15 protein-coding genes and 1 pseudogene are annotated in these 17,377 nt (G+C 72.2%); 6 read left to right on the plus strand and 10 right to left on the minus strand.

Annotated features, from left to right (window positions below; genetic code table 11):
- Positions 1-24: 24 nt before the first annotated feature.
- Entirely contained in the window at positions 25-408 is a 384-nt protein-coding gene (locus ACIRPK_RS13630; protein ID WP_403037377.1) for a winged helix-turn-helix transcriptional regulator, read from the minus strand.
- Between the two features lie 96 nt (positions 409-504).
- Between ACIRPK_RS13630 and ACIRPK_RS13635 the strand changes: the two genes are divergently transcribed.
- The 3 genes from ACIRPK_RS13635 to ACIRPK_RS13645 all read left to right on the plus strand — a co-directional run bounded on the left by ACIRPK_RS13635 (position 505) and on the right by ACIRPK_RS13645 (position 2,902).
- A complete protein-coding gene (locus ACIRPK_RS13635) occupies positions 505-1,353 on the plus strand; it encodes an SDR family oxidoreductase (RefSeq protein WP_403037380.1) in 849 nt (282 codons plus the stop codon).
- Between the two features lie 96 nt (positions 1,354-1,449).
- Positions 1,450-2,409, plus strand: coding sequence for an EamA family transporter RarD (gene rarD / locus ACIRPK_RS13640; RefSeq protein WP_403037383.1), 960 nt, complete (start codon positions 1,450-1,452; stop codon positions 2,407-2,409).
- 103 nt (positions 2,410-2,512) lie between these two features.
- Positions 2,513-2,902, plus strand: coding sequence for a hypothetical protein (locus ACIRPK_RS13645; RefSeq protein ID WP_403037386.1), 390 nt, complete (start codon positions 2,513-2,515; stop codon positions 2,900-2,902).
- Between the two features lie 349 nt (positions 2,903-3,251).
- Here the strand turns inward: ACIRPK_RS13645 and ACIRPK_RS13650 are convergent, their stop codons facing one another.
- The 3 genes from ACIRPK_RS13650 to ACIRPK_RS13660 all read right to left on the minus strand — a co-directional run bounded on the left by ACIRPK_RS13650 (position 3,252) and on the right by ACIRPK_RS13660 (position 6,231).
- Positions 3,252-4,115 (minus strand): ABC transporter permease, encoded by an 864-nt coding sequence (locus ACIRPK_RS13650; RefSeq protein ID WP_403037389.1) that lies wholly within the window; start codon positions 4,113-4,115, stop codon positions 3,252-3,254.
- A complete protein-coding gene (locus tag ACIRPK_RS13655) occupies positions 4,102-5,028 on the minus strand; it encodes an ABC transporter ATP-binding protein (protein ID WP_403037423.1) in 927 nt (308 codons plus the stop codon). The genes ACIRPK_RS13650 and ACIRPK_RS13655 overlap by 14 nt, the downstream gene beginning before the upstream one ends.
- 63 nt (positions 5,029-5,091) lie before the next feature.
- Positions 5,092-6,231, minus strand: a complete 1,140-nt coding sequence (locus ACIRPK_RS13660) for an outer membrane lipoprotein carrier protein LolA (protein ID WP_403037392.1) — start codon at positions 6,229-6,231, stop codon at positions 5,092-5,094.
- A gap of 179 nt (positions 6,232-6,410) precedes the next feature.
- Here ACIRPK_RS13660 and ACIRPK_RS13665 point away from each other — a divergent pair, with 179 nt between their 5' ends.
- Complete coding sequence (locus ACIRPK_RS13665) at positions 6,411-8,993, plus strand: bifunctional FO biosynthesis protein CofGH (protein WP_403037395.1); 2,583 nt, start codon at positions 6,411-6,413, stop codon at positions 8,991-8,993.
- Between the two features lie 231 nt (positions 8,994-9,224).
- Here the strand turns inward: ACIRPK_RS13665 and ACIRPK_RS13670 are convergent, their stop codons facing one another.
- Complete coding sequence (locus ACIRPK_RS13670) at positions 9,225-10,322, minus strand: tyrosine-protein phosphatase (protein WP_403037398.1); 1,098 nt, start codon at positions 10,320-10,322, stop codon at positions 9,225-9,227.
- A gap of 196 nt (positions 10,323-10,518) precedes the next feature.
- Between ACIRPK_RS13670 and ACIRPK_RS13675 the strand changes: the two genes are divergently transcribed.
- Positions 10,519-11,613, plus strand: a complete 1,095-nt coding sequence (locus ACIRPK_RS13675) for an ADP-ribosylglycohydrolase family protein (RefSeq protein ID WP_403037401.1) — start codon at positions 10,519-10,521, stop codon at positions 11,611-11,613.
- A 65-nt stretch (positions 11,614-11,678) separates the two neighbouring features.
- Here the strand turns inward: ACIRPK_RS13675 and ACIRPK_RS13680 are convergent, their stop codons facing one another.
- The 3 genes from ACIRPK_RS13680 to ACIRPK_RS13690 all read right to left on the minus strand — a co-directional run bounded on the left by ACIRPK_RS13680 (position 11,679) and on the right by ACIRPK_RS13690 (position 13,823).
- Positions 11,679-11,888, minus strand: a complete 210-nt coding sequence (locus ACIRPK_RS13680; RefSeq protein WP_403037403.1) for a DUF397 domain-containing protein — start codon at positions 11,886-11,888, stop codon at positions 11,679-11,681.
- A complete protein-coding gene (locus ACIRPK_RS13685) occupies positions 11,885-12,742 on the minus strand; it encodes a helix-turn-helix domain-containing protein (RefSeq protein ID WP_403037405.1) in 858 nt (285 codons plus the stop codon). Before ACIRPK_RS13685 ends, ACIRPK_RS13680 begins: the two co-directional genes overlap by 4 nt.
- Before the next feature lie 328 nt (positions 12,743-13,070).
- Positions 13,071-13,823, minus strand: coding sequence for a GPP34 family phosphoprotein (locus tag ACIRPK_RS13690; protein WP_403037408.1), 753 nt, complete (start codon positions 13,821-13,823; stop codon positions 13,071-13,073).
- A gap of 278 nt (positions 13,824-14,101) precedes the next feature.
- Here ACIRPK_RS13690 and ACIRPK_RS13695 point away from each other — a divergent pair, with 278 nt between their 5' ends.
- Complete coding sequence (locus ACIRPK_RS13695; RefSeq protein WP_403037410.1) at positions 14,102-15,910, plus strand: D-alanyl-D-alanine carboxypeptidase; 1,809 nt, start codon at positions 14,102-14,104, stop codon at positions 15,908-15,910.
- 340 nt (positions 15,911-16,250) lie between these two features.
- Here ACIRPK_RS13695 and ACIRPK_RS13700 read toward each other — a convergent pair whose 3' ends face one another.
- Both ACIRPK_RS13700 and ACIRPK_RS13705 read right to left on the minus strand, forming a co-directional pair.
- Positions 16,251-17,162: a YhjD/YihY/BrkB family envelope integrity protein gene (locus ACIRPK_RS13700; RefSeq protein ID WP_403037412.1), complete on the minus strand. Its 912-nt coding sequence runs from the start codon at positions 17,160-17,162 to the stop codon at positions 16,251-16,253.
- Between the two features lie 77 nt (positions 17,163-17,239).
- A pseudogene (locus ACIRPK_RS13705) lies at positions 17,240-17,377 on the minus strand (dolichol-phosphate mannosyltransferase); the annotation flags it as partial.

A 17,377-nucleotide genomic window follows, 5' to 3' on the forward strand; every position in this document is an offset into this window, starting at 1 on the left:
CGCCCGCCGGCCCCCGCCGTGGGGTCAGCGGGCGGCGTCGTACACCAGCCGGGTGGCCAGCACCGTGGGGGTGTGCCGCTCCACCCAGTGCGCGAGGCCGCCGACCAGCTCGGCCGCCTCGACGCCGAGCGGGGTGAGCCGGTAGTCGACCCGGGGCGGGATCACCGGGTGCGCCTCGCGGTGCACGAAGCCGTCCCGCTCGAGGTTCTGCAGGGTCTGGGCGAGCATCTTCTCGCTCACCCCGGCGACCCGGCGGCGCAGCTCGCTGAACCGGTACTCGCGCTCGGCCAGCGCGATCAGCACCAGCACGCCCCAGCGGCTGGTGACGTGCTCCAGCACGCCCCGGGACGGGCACATCCGGTCGTTGACGTCCGGCGGGTGCTGCAGTTCCTCGACACTTACCTTCATGTCAGTACCCTACTTCGAAGTGCGTACTTCCGATTGGTAAGTCCAGTACATACGGTGAGTGCTGTCAGCACAAGAGCCCACCGCAGGGAGAACGTCATGATCGTCGTCACCGGAGCCACCGGACAGCTCGGCCGCCTGGTCGTCGAGGGCCTGCTGGCCAAGGTCCCCGCCACCGAGCTCGCGGTGGCCGTCCGCTCGGCCGACAAGGCCGCCGACTGGGCGGCCCGGGGCGTCGACGTGCGGGTGGTCGACTACGACCGGCCCGAGACGCTGGCGGCCGCCTTCGGGGCCGGTGACAAGGTGCTGCTGATCTCGGGCGACGCGGTCGGCGCCCGGATCCCGCAGCACACCGCCGTGGTCGAGGCGGCCAAGGCGGCCGGGGTCGCGCTGCTCGCCTACACCGGCGTCCTGGGCGGCGACGACGCCAACTTCGCGCTCGCCGACGACCACAAGGGCACCGAGGCGGCCATCCTCGCCTCCGGCCTGCCCTACGTCTTCCTGCGCAACGGCTGGTACACCGAGAACTACACCGCCAACGCCGCGGTCGCCCTGGAGCACGGCGCCGTGGTCGGCAGCAACGGCGACACCAGGATCGCCACCGCCAGCCGTCGCGACTACGCCGACGCGGCCGTCGAGGTGCTGACCGGCGAGGGCCACGCCAACCGGGTGTACGAGCTCAGCGGGGACGTTGCCTGGAGCTTCTCGGAGTACGCGGCCGCGCTGGCCGCCGCCTCGGGCAAGCCGGTCGAGTACCGCGACCTGCCCGCCGAGCAGCACCGGGCCGTCCTGGTCGGAGCCGGTCTGCCCGAGGGCTTCGCCGCGATCCTGGTCGAGGTCGACGCCGCCATCGCCCGGGGCGAGCTGGCCCGGCACCAGGGCGGGCTGAGCAAGCTGATCGGCCGTCCGACCACGCCGCTGGCGGAGACGGTCGCCGCGGCGGTCTGACCTGTCATGAGTCAAACCCTGATACGGAGATGACAGTCCGCCCTCCCTGCCGCTACCTTCGACCGGAGGGCAGTGCGCGCGGAGGGCGGCCGGTCAATGGCGGGGAAGCAAGAGGCCGGCAGCGGCAACGGGATCGGCTACGGCGTGGCCGCGTACGGAATCTGGGGGCTCTTCCCGCTGTTCTGGCCGCTGCTGGAGCCCAGCAGCGCGGTCGACATCCTGGCCAACCGGATGACCTGGTCGCTGGTGGCCGTGGCCCTGCTGCTGCTGGTCCAGCGCCGGTGGGCGTGGATCAGGCCGCTGCTCGCCCAGCCCCGCAGGCTGGCCCTCTCGGTGCTGGCCGCGATGACCATCACGGTCAACTGGGGCGTGTACATCTGGGCGGTGAACGCCGGCCACGTGGTCGAGGCCAGCCTCGGGTACTTCATCAACCCGCTGGTCACCATCGCCTTCGGCGTCCTTCTGCTGCGCGAACGGCTGCGCACCGCCCAGTGGGTGGCGGTCGGCGTCGGAACGGCGGCGGTCGTGGTGCTCACCGTCGGCTACGGCCGACTGCCCTGGATCGCGCTCACCCTGGCGTTCTCCTTCGGCACCTACGGCCTGCTCAAGAAGAAGGTCGCCCTCGGCGGCCAGGAGAGCTTCGCGCTGGAGAGCGCGGTGATGTTCCCCTTCGCGGTGGCCTTCCTGATCTGGCTGGCGGTCCGCGGCGAGGGCAGCTTCGGGGTCGCCGGCTGGGGTCACTCGGGCCTGCTGATGCTCAGCGGGGTGATCACCGCGATCCCGCTGCTCTGCTTCGGCGCGGCCGCCCTGCGGGTGCCGCTGAGCACCCTCGGGCTGCTCCAGTACCTGGCGCCGGTGCTCCAGTTCCTGCTCGGGATCACCGTCTTCCACGAGCAGATGCCGCCCGCCCGCTGGGCCGGGTTCGCCCTGGTCTGGGTCGCGCTGGTGATGCTGAGCTGGGACGCGCTGCGGCGGCTCCGGCAGAACCGGGCGGCGGCCGCGCTCGCCCGGCCGGTCGCGGTGGCCGACGCACCGGAGCGGGCGCTCTCGGCCTGACGTCCCGTGGTGTGAAGAACTCGTTTCCGGATCTCCTCAACCGGGCCGCACTCCTGCTAACGTCCGGGGTGCCACAGCTCGGTGAGGCCCGGGAGGAGTCGCGATGGTCCAGCTCAGCGCTCGGGTGGCCCGGCCGTTCCGACGTGCCGGGGCGGTGGACGGGGCCCTGGTCCTGGCCTCCAGAGGGGCGTTGCGGGTGCCCGCCGTCCGCCGTGAGATGGATGCCGCCGAAACCGGTGAGCTCCTGCTCAGTGCCGCCCACCCCGGCGGCCCCGTGACCTTCCGCTGGCAGCGTCCCGGCCACCCGGCGATCACCCTGGAGTCCCCCTACCGGCTGGACCGGGTCGAGCTCAAGGGGTCGCACCGGGCCCGCCTGCACGGCCTGACGGCCGGCGTCCGCCTGGTCTGCCCCGGCTGGTCCCCGCTCTTCCTGGTCTCCCCGACCCAACTCCCGGTCCTCGCCTGTGCGGCCGCGGCCTCCCGTACTGCCTGACGATGCTTTTGGCAGGCGCTTCGGCAGCTACGGTCAGGGGCTCGGGGCTCTGTTGTTGTGCGGCTCCGCCGCGCGGGCGCACGAGGTGCACCACCAGGGGCTCGGGGAACTGCGACGCCGGCCTCGGGAAAGGTGATCGTCGCGTAAATGGTCAGGCACTTTCGCAGTGACCCGAACGCCAGATCTCCTCGCAGTTCCCCGAGCCCCTGGGTGGTTGACGGCTGAGCGCCTGCCTATGGTGCAGCCCCGAGCCCCTGGGTGGTTGACGGCTGAGCGCCTGCCTATGGTGCAGCCCCGAGCCCCTGGGTGGTTGACGGCTGAGCGCCTGCCTACAGCACAGCCCCCGAGCTCACGCAGTGATGTCGCGGGAGGTGAAGCGGGCCCAGGCGGCGGAGCCGAAGACGGCTACGTAGACGGCCTGGAGGCCGAGGTTCTGCAGGACGTTGTCCCAGTAGATCGGCTGCCGGAGCAGGTCGCCGAAGCTGAGCCAGTGGTGGGTGAAGAGGTAGGGCTGGATGGCGTGCAGCTGGGGGAAGGTGTCCAGGATCTGCACGGTGATCACCAGCACCACCGTGGTGGCCATGGCGGCGATCCCACTGCCCGTCAGGGTGGAGACGAACAGGCCGATGGCGACCAGCCCGGCGAGGGAGGCGGCGACCACCAGGGCGACCAGGACCGCCCGGAACAGGGCCGCCCCGGGGCCGACGGTGTCGCCGGAGAGCAGGGTGACCTCGCCGAGCGGGAACAGCGCCGCGCCGGTGGCCAGGGCGGACAGTGCGACGGCCAGGGTGGCGGCCAGGCAGAAGGTCATCCCCGCCGCGAACTTGACGGCCAGCAGCCTGGTCCGCCCGGCCGGGGCGACCAGCAGGTAGCGCAGGGTGCCGGAGGCGGCCTCACCGGCGATCGAGTCGCCGGCCACCACGCCCACCGTCATCGGCAGGAAGATCGGCAGGGTGACGGCCAGTGAGGTGAAGACCAGGAACAGGCCGTTCTGGGTCACCTGGGCGATGAAGGCCGGACCGCCGCCGCCCCCCGACTCGTCGGTCTGCCACTTGATCACCAGGCCGATCAGCACCGGCAGTGCGGCCAGGATGCCGAGCAGGGTGATCGTCCTGGCCCGGCGGAAGGTCAGCCCCAGCTCGCTGCGGAACAGCGAGAGCAAACCCCGCACCGCCACGGCGGCGGTCAGCGGCCGCGTCTCAACCAGCGACATCGAAACCCTCTCCGGTCAGTGCCACGAAGGCGTCCTCGAGTGTGCCGCGCTCCACGCCGAAGCCGTGCACCCGGACCCCGGCCTCGACCAGGGCGGCGCAGAGCTTGGGCAGTTCCTGGTCGCCCAGCGGGGTGCCGGAGACCCGGTCCTCGTCGTTGGTCAGGTCGGTGACCTGACGGCCGGCCAGCACCTCGGCGGCCAGCGCGACGTCGGGCGTACGGACCACCAGGCGGCCCGAGGCACGGGCGGCCAGCTCGGCCACCGTGCCCTGCACCAGCAGGCGGCCCTTGGCCATCACGGCCGCGTGGGTGCAGACGTGCTCGATCTCGTCGAGCAAGTGGGAGGAGAGGAAGACGGTGGTGCCGTCGGCCGCGACCTCCCGGATCAGCGCGCGGATCTCCCGCATGCCCTGCGGGTCCAGGCCGTTGGTGGGCTCGTCCAGCACCAGCAGCTCGCGCGGCCGGAGCAGGGCCGAGGCCAGCCCGAGCCGCTGTTTCATGCCGAGCGAGTAGGCCCGGGCCTTCTTGCCCGCCGCTGCGGTCAGCCCGACCCGGTCCAGCGCCTCGTCGACCCGGCGGGACCGGGTGCGCGGGTCGGTGGTCGGGTCGGCGGCGTCGATCCGGGCCAGGTTGTCCCGGCCGGACAGGAAGCCGTACAGGGCCGGGCCCTCGATCAGGGCGCCGACCCGGGGCAGCACCGAGGAGACCGCGCCGGGCATCGGCTCGCCGAGCACGGTGGCCACCCCGGCGGTCGGGGCGATCAGGCCCATCAGCATCCGGATGGTGGTGGTCTTGCCGGAGCCGTTCGGGCCGAGGAAGCCGAAGACCGACCCCCGGGGGACCGTCAGGTCCAGGTTGTCCACCGCCAGCTGCCCGCCCCGGAACCGCTTGGTCAGGCCGCTGGTGCGGATCACGTCCGCCGAGGCGGCCGGGCGGTTGGTGGCCGCCCGGCCGTCCGACTGCTCGAGAAGAGCCACCTACTTCACCCCGGCCGCGCTCTGCAGCACCTGCGGGGTGACCGCACCGGCGTACACCCGGCCGTCGTCGGTGATCAGCACGTTCAGCACCTTGGTACCGATCAGGGTGCCGCCGCCGACCGGCTTGCCGAGCGCCTTGGCGAACGAACTCCCCTCGCCCGCAGGCAGCTTGCCGGTGAGCACGGTGGCCCAGCCCTGGCCGACCAGGTCGAAACCGCCGGCCCCGGCCGCGCTCGGGAGGTGCTCCGCGGCGCCGTCCCGGGTGGGCGGGGCCTCGGCTGCGTCGGCCCGACGCTCCGTCACCTTGGCGCCCTTGGGGGCGGTGAAGGCGAAGGTCGAGGCGCTCGGCCTGGCGAACGAGACCTGGCTGAAGTGCACGTCCAGCACCTTGGCGCCGTCGGTCGAGCGGACCACCACGGCCAGCGGCACACCGTTGTCGGCGGCCACCGCGATCCGGACCTCGGCGATGGTCGAGCCGCTCTGCTTCGGCTTCACGCTCAGCTGGTACGCCTTCTGCCCGGCCACCTCGGCGGTGCCGTCCACCGCCACGGAGGTGGACTCGGCGCCCAGCGTGAGGAACTTCCGGGCCGCGTCCTGCGGGGTGACCGGCAGCGGGGTCCTCGGCCGCTGGGCGGCGGCCGCCGCCGGGCCGGTCAGGTGGACCGCGTCGTTGCTCTTGCTGTCCCAGGCCCACAGCTCGCCGCCGTTGTGCACCAGCTCGTAGCCGGTCAGACCGCCGATCAGCCCGATCCGCTGGCGGTCCGGGCCGTCCACCGCGACCTGCAGGGTGTGCTCCCCGCCGAGCAGTTCGAGCAGCTTGCCCTCGGGGGCGGCCGCCGATCCGCCCTGGTCGCCGCCGCGGTAGCCACCACCGGCGCCGGGCAGCCCGCCGAGCAGCTGGGCCGGCACGCCGATGTCGGCCTTGACCTTCACGGTGCCGGACAGCGCCTCGGTGTCGGAGCCGAGCGCCTTGGCCACCACCTGCTCCGCCGTCAGAGCGGGCAGCGAGGGCCCCGAGTCACCGGCCATCGCGGGCACCAGACCGATCCCGGCCGCGGTCAGGGCCACCACACCGACCGGGACCAGCACCCGGGCGGTGGCACGCCGGCCGGATCGGTACGGCTGCACTTGGTCCACCATGACTTCTACCCCTGTCGTCGTCAGATGTCCTGCTCTGCACAACCATTAGAGCCCCTGCCGGGTTCCCGGGCATCGCCCCAGAGGGCGGGACGCCCGTACGACCAGGGGTGCAGCCGACCCTGAGTCCACATCAGGGTCGTGTCATCCCGGTGGACGAACCGCTGGGTATCGTCGCCCTCATGAATCCTTCGGAGGACCAGCCGACCGCCCCGACGGCCAACTCGATGCGGCGCGCACTCCGCCGGGCCAGGGACGGGGTGGCGCTCGACGTGGCCGAGGCGGCGGTGCTGCTCCGGGCCCGCGGCGCCGATCTGACGGACCTCTGCGCCACGGCGGCCCGGATCAGGGACGCCGGGCTGGCCGAGGCCGGGCGGCCCGGGGTCATCACGTACTCGAAGAAGGTCTTCATCCCGCTCACCCGGCTCTGCCGGGACCGCTGCCACTACTGCACCTTCGTCACCGTGCCCGGCAAGCTCCGCAAGGACGGCCACGGTCTCTACCTCTCGCCGGACGAGGTGCTGGAGATCGCCCGGCAGGGCGCGGCGACGGGCTGCAAGGAGGCCCTGTTCACGCTCGGCGACCGCCCCGAGGACCGCTGGCCGGAGGCCCGCGAGTGGCTGGACGCGCACGGGTACGACGACACCCTCTCGTACGTCCGGGCGATGTCGATCCGGGTGCTGGAGGAGACCGGGCTGCTGCCGCACCTCAACCCCGGGGTGCTGAGCTGGACCGACTTCCAGCGGCTCAAGCCGGTCGCCCCCTCGATGGGGATGATGCTGGAGACCACCGCGACCCGGCTCTGGTCCGAGCCCGGCGGCCCGCACTTCGGCTCGCCGGACAAGGAGCCGGCCGTCCGGCTGCGGGTGCTGGAGGACGCCGGTCGCAGCGCGGTGCCGTTCACCACCGGGGTGCTGATCGGCATCGGCGAGACCTACGAGGAGCGCGCCGACGCGCTGTTCGCGATCCGCCGCACCGCCCGCCGCTACCACGGGGTGCAGGAGGTGATCGTGCAGAACTTCCGGGCCAAGCCGGACACCGCGATGCGGGCCATGCCGGACGCCGAACTGGAGGAGCTGGCCGCCGCGATCGCGGTCACCCGGCTGGTGCTCGGCCCGTCCGCCCGGATCCAGGCCCCGCCGAACCTGGTCGACGAGCAGTACCCGCTGATCATCGGTGCGGGCATCGACGACTGGGGCGGGGTCTCCCCGCTCACCCCCGACCACGTCAACCCCGAGCGCCCCTGGCCGCAGATCGAGGAGCTGGCCGCCCGGACGGCGGCCCAGGGCTTCGCGCTGCGCGAGCGGCTGACGGTGTATCCGGAGTACCTGCTGCGCGGCGAACCGTGGCTGGACCCGCGCATCCTGCCGCACGTCCGGGCGCTGGCCGATCCGGAGACCGGGCTGGCCCGGGAGGACGCGATGCCGGTGGGCCTGCCCTGGCAGGAGCCGGAGGAGCTGCCGGTCTCGTTCGGCCGGACCGAGCTGCACCTGGAGATCGACACCGAGGGGCGCACCGGCGACCGGCGGGCCGACTTCGAGGAGGTCTACGGCGACTGGGACGAACTCCGCGCCCAGGTCGGCAGTTCGGCGCCGGAGCGGCTCGGCGGCGACCTGCGGGAGGCCCTGGCGGTCGCGGCGGACGACCCGGCCCGGCTCACCGACGGTCAGGCGCTGGCCCTGTTCCGGGCCGACGGCGCCGCGCTGGACGCGCTCTGCGGGATCGCCGACGCGGTCCGCCGGGACGCGGTCGGCGAGGAGGTCACGTACTGCGTCACCCGGAACATCAACTTCACCAACGTCTGCTACACCGGCTGCCGGTTCTGCGCCTTCGCCCAGCGGCGCACCGACGCCGACGCCTACACCCTCTCGCTGGACCAGGTCGCCGACCGGGCCGAGCAGGCCTGGGAGGTCGGGGCCACCGAGGTCTGCATGCAGGGCGGCATCCACCCCGACCTGCCGGGCACCGCGTACTTCGACATCGCCCGGGCGGTGAAGGCCCGGGTGCCCGGCATGCACGTGCACGCCTTCTCCCCGATGGAGGTGGTCAACGGCGCGACCAGGACCGGCCTCTCGATCCGCGACTGGCTGGCCGAGGCGAAGGCCGCCGGCCTCGACACCATCCCCGGCACGGCGGCGGAGATCCTCGACGACGAGGTCCGCTGGGTGCTCACCAAGGGCAAGCTGCCCGCCGCCACCTGGGTCGAAGTGGTCAGCACCGCACACGAGTTGGGCATCCGCTCGTCGTCCACCATGATGTACGGCCACGTGGACAACCCGACCCACTGGCTGGGGCACCTGCGGCTGCTGGCCGAGATCCAGCAACGGACCGGTGGTTTCACCGAGTTCGTCACGCTGCCGTTCATCCACACCAACGCCCCGGTCTACCTGGCCGGGATCGCCCGGCCGGGGCCCACCATGCGGGACAACCGTGCGGTGATGGCGATGGCCCGGCTGCTGCTGCACCCGCACATCCCCAACATCCAGACCAGCTGGGTGAAGCTGGGGGCGGCGGGGGCGGCCGAGATGCTCCGTTCCGGCGCGAACGACCTGGGCGGCACCCTGATGGAGGAGACCATCTCCCGGATGGCCGGCTCCGCCTACGGCAGCTACATGTCCGTCCGCGACCTCGAAGCCATCGCCGAAGCCGCCGGCCGCCCCCACCGCCAACGCACCACCACCTACGGCGAGGTCACCCCCGAACGCAGGGCGGCCGCCCTGGCCTCGGACGGCCACCTGCCGCAACTGCTCCCCGTCCTCGACTGACGCTCTTAGGCAGGCGCTCAGCCCGCTACGGTCCAGGGGCTCGGGGAACTGCGACGCTGGCCCTTGCAAGGTGATCGTCGCGTAGATGGTCAGGGACTTTCACAGTGACCCGCACGCCAGATCTCCTCGCAGTTCCCCGAGCCCCTGGGTAGTTGACCGCTGAGCGCCTGCCTACAGCGCAGTCCCGAGCCCCTGGACCGTAGAACGGGAGCCCCGTGCAAAAGGTGCGGGTCAGCCCGCGAGGAGGCGGTCGCGGAGCTGGTGGGCGTCGATGCCGAGGCCGTACTTGAGGTAGCGGTCGAAGGAGCCGTACTTGGCCTGGACCTCGTCGAAGCCGGCGTTCAGGTACTCCGGACGGACGTCCAGCAGCGGCTTGTAGACGGCCTGGTAGGGAGCCGGCAGCTGCGCCAGGATCGCCGCGTTGGCCGCCGCCCGGTAGTCGTTGCTGGCCAGGTAGTCGGCCTCGACCGTGCTGCGCGGCACGCCGAGCGCGGTGAGCAGCGCGGCGTTCGCCCACCCGGTGCGGTCCTTGCCGGCGGTGCAGTGGAACAGGATCGCGTGCCGGTCGTCGGCGGCTCGGAGCACGTTCCGGTAGGCGGACCTGGCGCTGTCGGCGGCGACCATCACGCGCTCGGCGTCGACCATCGCCTGGACGGCGGCTGCGGGCGAGGTGACGTTGAAGGCGCCGGTGTCGGCGACGCCGAGCACGTTGGCGTTCACCACGGTGGCGCCGGCCGGGATGCGGTCGGGGGCGGTCTTCTGCTCGCCGGGGGTGCGCAGGTCGAAGACCTGCCGGATGCCGAGCCGCTGGAGCTTGGCCAGGTCGGCGTCGGTCAGCCGGCTCAGGTCGTCCGAGCGGTAGACCTCGCCCATCTTCACCCAGTGGCCGTCGGCGGTGCGGTAGCCGCCCGCGTCGCGGAAGTTGGGGGCCGAGGCCAGGTGCAGCGAACGGTCGGCGACGGTCAGCGACTCGCCCCGGTCCGGGACCAGCTCGAAGAACCAGCGGTCGGCGGTGGCCGGCCCGGTGACCGTGACGGTGGCCGAGCCGTTGCCCCGGGCGACGGGGGTGCGGTGCCGGATGCCGTCCCGGTCGGTGCCCGCGTACACGGTGACCCGGCGGGTGCCGGGGGCGGTCCAGTCGAGCTTGAAGGAGCCGTCCGCCTGCTGGGTCACGGTGGCGGCGGTGAACGGGATGCGGTGCGCGGACTGCTGGGCGGACCGGGTGGGGGAGTCGGCCAGCGCGGTCCCGGCGGTGAGCGCGCCGGAGCCGAGGGTGAGCGCGCCGGTGAGGGCCACGGCGAGGGCGAGACGCGAGGGGGAGGTGGTCATGCTGCGGACGTTAGGAACCCCCGGCCGTTGCCGGATGGCCGCCGGGTGGCGCGGTGGCAACAATGTGCTGACGAGCTGGTGTTCGCGGGTGGAGGTCCAAATCGGAGCGGTATTCGAATACAGTGCGGATGCGCTCCAGCCCGGCCGCCGCCGGGGGCGGGCAGCTCCCGTACCCGAGGAAAGGTGCCGTCCGTTGATGCCACTGTGGTCGCGCGCGCAGCAGCAGGACTTCCGCAGCAGGGTGCGCGGCTGTCTGCTCGGCGGGGCGATCGGTGACGCGCTCGGCGCCGGGATCGAGTTCGAGTCGCTGGAGAGCATCCGCGCCGCGCACGGGTCGGCCGGGGTGGCGGGCTACGTCCCCGCGTACGGCCGGGCGGGCCGGGTCACCGACGACACCCAGATGACGCTGTTCACCGTGGACGGGCTGATCCGGGCCCATGTCCAACGGGACGGCGGGAGTTGGCACCCGCCGACCGACGTGCACCAGGCGTACCTGCGCTGGGCGGCTACCCAGTACGACTGGGGCCCGGACGAGCGCAGGAGCGATCTGGGCTGGCTGGGGCGGCAGGAGTGGCTGTACGCGCAGCGCGCCCCCGGGCAGGCCTGCCTGTCGGGGCTGACCGGCCCGGACGCGGAGCGGCCCGGCACGCTCGATGCGCCGCGCAACCCGGAGTCGAAGGGGTGCGGCACGGTGATGCGGGCCGCACCGTTCGGGCTGCTGACCGCCTGGGAGCCCGGCCTGGTGTTCCAACTGGCGGTCGAGTGCTCGGTGTTGACGCACGGCCATTCGACCGGCTATCTGGCGGCGGGGGCCTTCGCGGTGATCGTGCACACGGTGGCCAGGGGCGGCACCCTGGAGGAGGGCGTCCACCTGGCGCTGGCCACGCTGTCCGACCACCCGGGCCACGAGGAGACCACGGCGGCGCTGCGCAAGGCGCTGGACGCGGTCCGGGCGGGGGAGCCGTCGGCCGACCGGGTCGAGGAGCTGGGCCAGGGCTGGGTCGCGGAGGAGGCGTTGGCGATCGGGGTCTACTGCGCCCTGGTCGCGCACGACGTGAAGTCCGGCCTGCTGCTGGCGGTCAACCACTCCGGTGACAGCGACTCGACCGGGGTGGTCTGCGGGAGCCTGCTCGGCGCCCTGCACGGCGAGACGGCGCTGCCGCCCGAGCTGCTGGCCGAACTGGAGGGCCGGGGCACGATCCTGGAGCTGGCCGACGACTTCGTGCTGGAACTGCTGCACGGGCCCGAACTGCGCGGCCCCGCCTGGTCGGAGCGCTACCCGCTGAAGTAGCCCGGGAACAGCGGAGCGGGCCGCCGGCTGCTCGCCTGCGGCCCGCTCCCCGGGGCGACGGAGTCTCAGATCTCGCCGAAGGCACCGGTGGCGGTGGCGGTGGCGAACGCGGCCCACGCCTCCTGGCTGAAGTGCAGCTGGGGGCCCTCGGGGTCCTTGGAGTCACGGACGGCGATGGTGGCGCTGCTCGGGACGGCGATCTCGACACAGGCGCCGTTGCCACCGCTGTGGCTGCTCTTGCGCCAGGTCAGGTTGCTGGTCGACTTCGTGCTCATCTCTTGAACCCCTCTGCATAGGTGTGAATCAATGACCGGCTCTCCGCGACGCTGAGCGCTGCGGCCCGCAGGTGGTCGTACAGATTGGTATAGCGGCGGACGTCGGCCTCCTTCTCGAGGTAGAGGTCGCTCGTCACTCCTTCGAAGTAGACGACGGTCGAATCCGCCGACTCCGGGAACTCCATCAGGGAAAATGTCCCGGTCATGCCGGGATGCGCGCCGTGCCGGAACGGGATCACCTGCAGGTTGATGTTCGGCCGCTCGCTCAACTCCAGCAGCTGGAGCAGCTGGTCGGCCATCACCCGCGGGCCGCCCACCACCCGGATCAGCACGGCCTCGTCTATCACCACCCAGAGACTGCCGAGCTGGTCCTCGCCGTATATCCGGCTCTGCCGCTTCAGCCGGACGTCCACCCGCCGCTTGATGGCGCCCACTTCGGTGTCCGGCTGGGTGCCCTCGACCACGGCCTCGGCGTACTCCCTGGTCTGCAGCAGGCCGGGGACGAAGGAGGACTCGTAGGCCCGGATCGAGCTGGCCTCGGCCTCCAGGCCGATGTAGACGCTGTACGGGATGTCGCCGAACTCGTGCCACCAGCCGCGCTGCCGGGACTCCCGGGCCATCTCCATCAGCCCGGCCCTGACCCGCTCGTCACCGACCTCGTAGACGTCGCAGAGATCCCGGACGTCCCGCTGGCTGATCGAGCGGCGCCCGTTCTCCAGGCGGCTGATCTTGGACTGGGAGACCATCAGACGGCCGGCCACCTCCTCGGCGGTCAGCCCCTTCAGTTCACGCAGACGCCGCAGTTCGGCGCCGAGCCTGCGTCGCCGAACTGTCGGATTGATGTTGGCGGACACGTCGACCTCCGGCCGGGCCTCTGGCGGGCCGGAGAGCGGCGCGCCTCGGAAGACTGTGGAAATTGGTACCAACCCCCCTGACTTGGAGCAGCATGCCATCTTGACTCGGTCCGGCGCGGGGGAATCACAGGAGGGCACTAGAACAGATCATCGGAAAACCACTCAATCGGGATCCTGGCCCTTGCGCCCCGGCCCGGGAACCGGTATAGCGGCCCGCGCCGCCGTGAAATGCCAACGGGGCGGTCGGGACCGGCAGTTGACTGCCTGGCCCGACCGCCCCGAAGGGTCCGTCCGTTCATCGGCGCGCACGGTCCGCCGTACGCTCCGGTCAGCGGGCTACCGCCCGGCTGACCATCCCGTGGCCGCTGCCGCCCGAGGTCGGCCGGCTCGGGGCCGGTCGACCGGCCGGCGCCGGCCTGGTCGGTCCGGCGGCCGTCGCCGGACCACGGGCCTGGTTGGGCAGCCCGTTCTGAACGTCCATCACCGCGTGCGCCACCATGCCGCCCAGCGGGTCGTACCTGATCAGGTCGCGCAGTCGTGACCGCGAGGACCTGCCCTCGTTGCCCGGGTAGAGGTGCTTGCCCAGGCCGACGGCATGCGCCAGTGCGGCCAGTGCAGCCGTCCTGGGGTCCGGCGGGACGCCCGTGCGGATCGCGGTGTCCAGCCGCTGCTTGATCGCGGCGTTGGTGCAGTCGTCCGACGCCTGGTAACGCGTCGTCGGCAGCACACCGCACACCTGGCCCGACACGGCAGTCACCATGCCGCACCTCTCCAGGTGCGCCAGGTAGGTCTGCCGGAGCCCCAGTCGGGGCCCGCCGATCCAGTGCGCGGCCCGCACCGGGCTGCCACGACGGCGCAGCAGTTCCAGTGCGTGGTCCAGGGTCGGGTCACCGGTCGGTCGTGGCAGCACCACGGCGATCCGGTCCCCGTCCGGGACGATCCTTCCGGCCAAGGACAGCTCGACGAGCTGTGCCCCGGCGAGTCCGAGGTCGAGGGTCTGCGGCTGCGCCGTGGTGCCCGTGGTCGGGTCCAAGGCGAGCAACAGGAGTTCCTCGGGAATAGTTCTGCGGCTCTTGCCCATCCAAGCCTCCCCGCGTGGATGAATGACAGAGTGACGCCTCTCACAGCGGCTTGTCGAGTACGCCTCCGAATCGTGACCTAGCGGTGGGGGCTGGAACCGCCCCGTACGGGCCTCGCGTCCCTGGCTGGGAGAGCCCGGTCCGAGGTCGGTTCGGCCGAATAGTGGCCGGTCGGGCGGGGTGTGACGGCCGTTACGGCCCTCGGTGCCGGAGACTGGACAGCTAACCGGCGAATGGAAATCGGGTTCGGCCGGTACGGCGGACGAGGAGGATGGGTTACGTGGGCGAGTCCCCCGACAAGGTGCGGCGCGACGGGGAAGGCGAGGAGGAGGTGTCGGTCGATGCGACCGGGACCGGAACGAACGGCTCCACCGTCCAGCTGAGGGTCCGGGATGTGGACAGCCGGACCACCATGCTGAGGCTGCCGGTGGACAACGCGACCACCATGCTCCGGCTGCCGGAGGAGACCGAATCCGAGGCTGTGACCAGCCCGGACAAGCCTGAGGTGGTGGCGGCCGAGGCCGCCGAGGAGCCCCGGGTGGTCGATCCCCGTCTCGCGGTTCGGGACGCCAAGGACGAGGCGGACGAGGTCGAGGAGGACCGGATCGCGGCCGAGGTGACGGAGCCCGAGGCGGTCGAGGCCGAGGCCGAGGTGGTCGAGGCTGAGCCCGAGGCCGTGCCCGAGGTGGCTGAGCCTGAGGCCGAGGCCGACGCCGAGCCGGTGGTCGCGTTCGCCAAGCCGCCGGTGCAGGTCTGGACCGTCCCCGAGCCCGCCGGTCTGCCGGTCGAGGAGCCGCCCGCCCCGCTGCCGGTGCCCGAGACCACCGACGAGGCGATGGAGGTGCTGGCCGCGCTCTCCGCCCGTCCGGTCTCGCCGTTCCGACGGGGCGTCAAGCGGATCACCGTCTGGAGCCTGTTCCTCGCCGTGGTGATCGGTGCGGTGGTGGTCGCCCAGCTGCTCCGCCCGCTGCCGGACCCCAAGGTCAAGCTCTCGCTGGCCAACTCGTACACCTTCACCGGCAGCCCGCTCGCCCTGCCCTGGCCGGCCAAGGGCCAGGCCGCCGCCGAGGTGGTCGGGGTCGGCAGCCTGGGCAGCTCGGGGCCCGAGACCCCGGTGCCGATCGCCAGCGTCACCAAGGTGATGAACGCCCACCTGATCCTCCGGGACCACCCCCTGAAGAAGGGTGAGCCCGGCCCGGTGATCACGGTGGACAAGCAGGCCGCCGACGAGTCCGCCAACACGGACGAGTCCCGGGCCCAGCTCACCGAGGGCCAGAAGCTCTCCCAGTTCGAGGCGCTCGAACTGCTGATGCTGCCCTCGGCCAACAACGTCGCCCGGCTGCTGGCCCGCTGGGACGCCGGCTCCGAGGCGGAGTTCGTCAAGAAGATGAACGACGAGGCCAAGGCGTTCGGCATGACCAACACCACGTACGCGGACCCCGCCGGGTACAACAACGACACCAAGAGCACCGCCAAGGACCAGCTCAAGCTGGCCGGACAGGTGATGAAGGACGACGTGTTCCGCCAGGTGGTCGCCACCCCGGACATGACCTTCAACAACCAGCGGATCTACAACACCAACGGCCTGCTCTCCGCCAAGAACGGCGTGATCGGCGGCAAGACGGGTTCCAGCACCCCCGCCGGTTCCTGCCTGATGTGGGCGGCGGTCAAGGACGTCGGCGGCACCAAGCGGATGATCATCGGCGTCACCCTGGGACAGCCGGCGACCACCGTGGACAACCTGCTGAAGGCGGCCCAGACGGTCAGTCAGAAGATCATCACCGGCGCCCAGGACGGGCTGACCGGCCAGACCCTGGCCAAGCAGGGCAAGGTCGTCGGGTACGTGGACGACGGGCTCGGCGGTCAGGTGCCGGTGGTCGCCACCAAGGACCTGACGGTCGCGGGCTGGTCCGGGATCACCGCCCAGCTCACCATGAACACCCAGCAGCTCGGCCACTCCGTCAAGGCCGGCACCCAGGTCGGGACCATCGCGGCGGGCGAAGGCGACGGCAAGGTCGAAGTACCGGTGACCCTGCAGTCGGATCTCGCCCCGCCGTCGATCATGTCCCGCCTGCTTCGCCTGACGTAGGCAGGTGCTTCTTGCAGGGTGTCCGGGTGCACTACCCGGGGCGCTGGGCTGCACCTTTTGCAGGCGATCGGGCAGCCACGGTCCAGGGGCTCGGGGCTCTGCTGACGTGCGGCTCCGCCGGGTGGGCGAGGAGATCTGGCGTTCGGGTCACTGCGAAAGTGCCTGACCACCTACGCACGGATCACCCTGTACGAGGCCGGCGTCGCAGTTCCCCGAGCCCCTGACCGTAGATGGCGCGCCGCATGCCAAAAGTCGGCGTCGCCCACGCGGCGGAGCCGCACATCAGCAGAGCCCCGAGCCCCTGACCCTTCCGAAGCACCTGCCGAGGGGCAGCGCCCGGTCAGGGCCGGCGGCGGTTCCAGGTGCCCGGTTGGGTGGGGGTGCCGAGGTGGCGGGCGAGCAGGGGCTCCTCGGCCACGACGCGGCCGAGGGCGATGGCCAGGGTGACGGCGGTGAAGAGCACGATCAGCCAGGACAGCGAGGTGAACACCACGCCGTACGGGCCGAACTTGGTGATGCTGCGGGAGACCGCGCCGGGCAGGTAGACCTGGGCGGCGATGCCGAGGCCGGTGATGGCGGCGCCGGCCAGCAGGGCGCCGGGGAGCAGCGGGTACCAGCGGACCCGGCTGCCGAGCAGCAGGTGCTGGGTCCACCACCAGAGGGCGGTGGCGAGGAGCATGAAGAGCGGCAGTCCCAGCCAGGCCCCGGCGCCGAAGCCCTTGCGGACCGGGACCTGGAAGACCAGCACGACCAGCCACACCGCGAGCCAGGCGAGCCAGCGCCAGGCGGCCACCCGGGTGCCGGACCTGGGCATCTCCCAGCAGCGTTCGCAGACCCGTTGCATGGCCCGGCTGAGGGCGGTCGCGGAGAGCAGGGTGACCAGGGCGCCGATCAGGCCGAAGCTCTGGGCGACGTCGTCGTGGCCGGCCGACATCAGCTGCCGGACCTGCTGCTGGGCCTCGCCCTGCAGGCCGAGCTGGTCCCGGAGTGAGCCGACCACGCCGTTCCGGACGCTGCTGGGGGCGAACACGGCGACCACGAAGAGGGCGGGCAGGGCGCTGAGGAAGGCCTGGGCGGCCAGCCGGGTCGCGCTGTCCAGCAGGTTGACCCGGACGAGCTGCCCGACCGCCCGGCCGACGATCGGGATCCGGTCGGGCAGGCCCTTCGCGGTCGCGGTCAGGGCGGCGAGCCCGCTCCTGACCCGGGCCCACCGCCCGGGCTCCCGCGGAGCCCGGGTCGGCGACTCTGTCACGCGAAACCTCCGGGGCGGCCTGGGGCCTCCATCCTCACCCGGAAGTACCGGCCCCGCACGCGGGGCCTGAGCTGCCGTCAGCTCCGGCGGAGCTTGTTGAGGCGGGCGGTGAGGCCCCAGGCGGTGACCCGCCACAGGGCCTCCAGCACGATGCCCCGGCTCATCTTGGACGCACCCAGCTCACGCTCCACGAACGTGATCGGCACCTCCGCCAC

Source organism: Kitasatospora sp. NPDC101801, assembly GCF_044766665.1.
In the GTDB taxonomy this organism is placed as follows: domain Bacteria; phylum Actinomycetota; class Actinomycetes; order Streptomycetales; family Streptomycetaceae; genus Kitasatospora.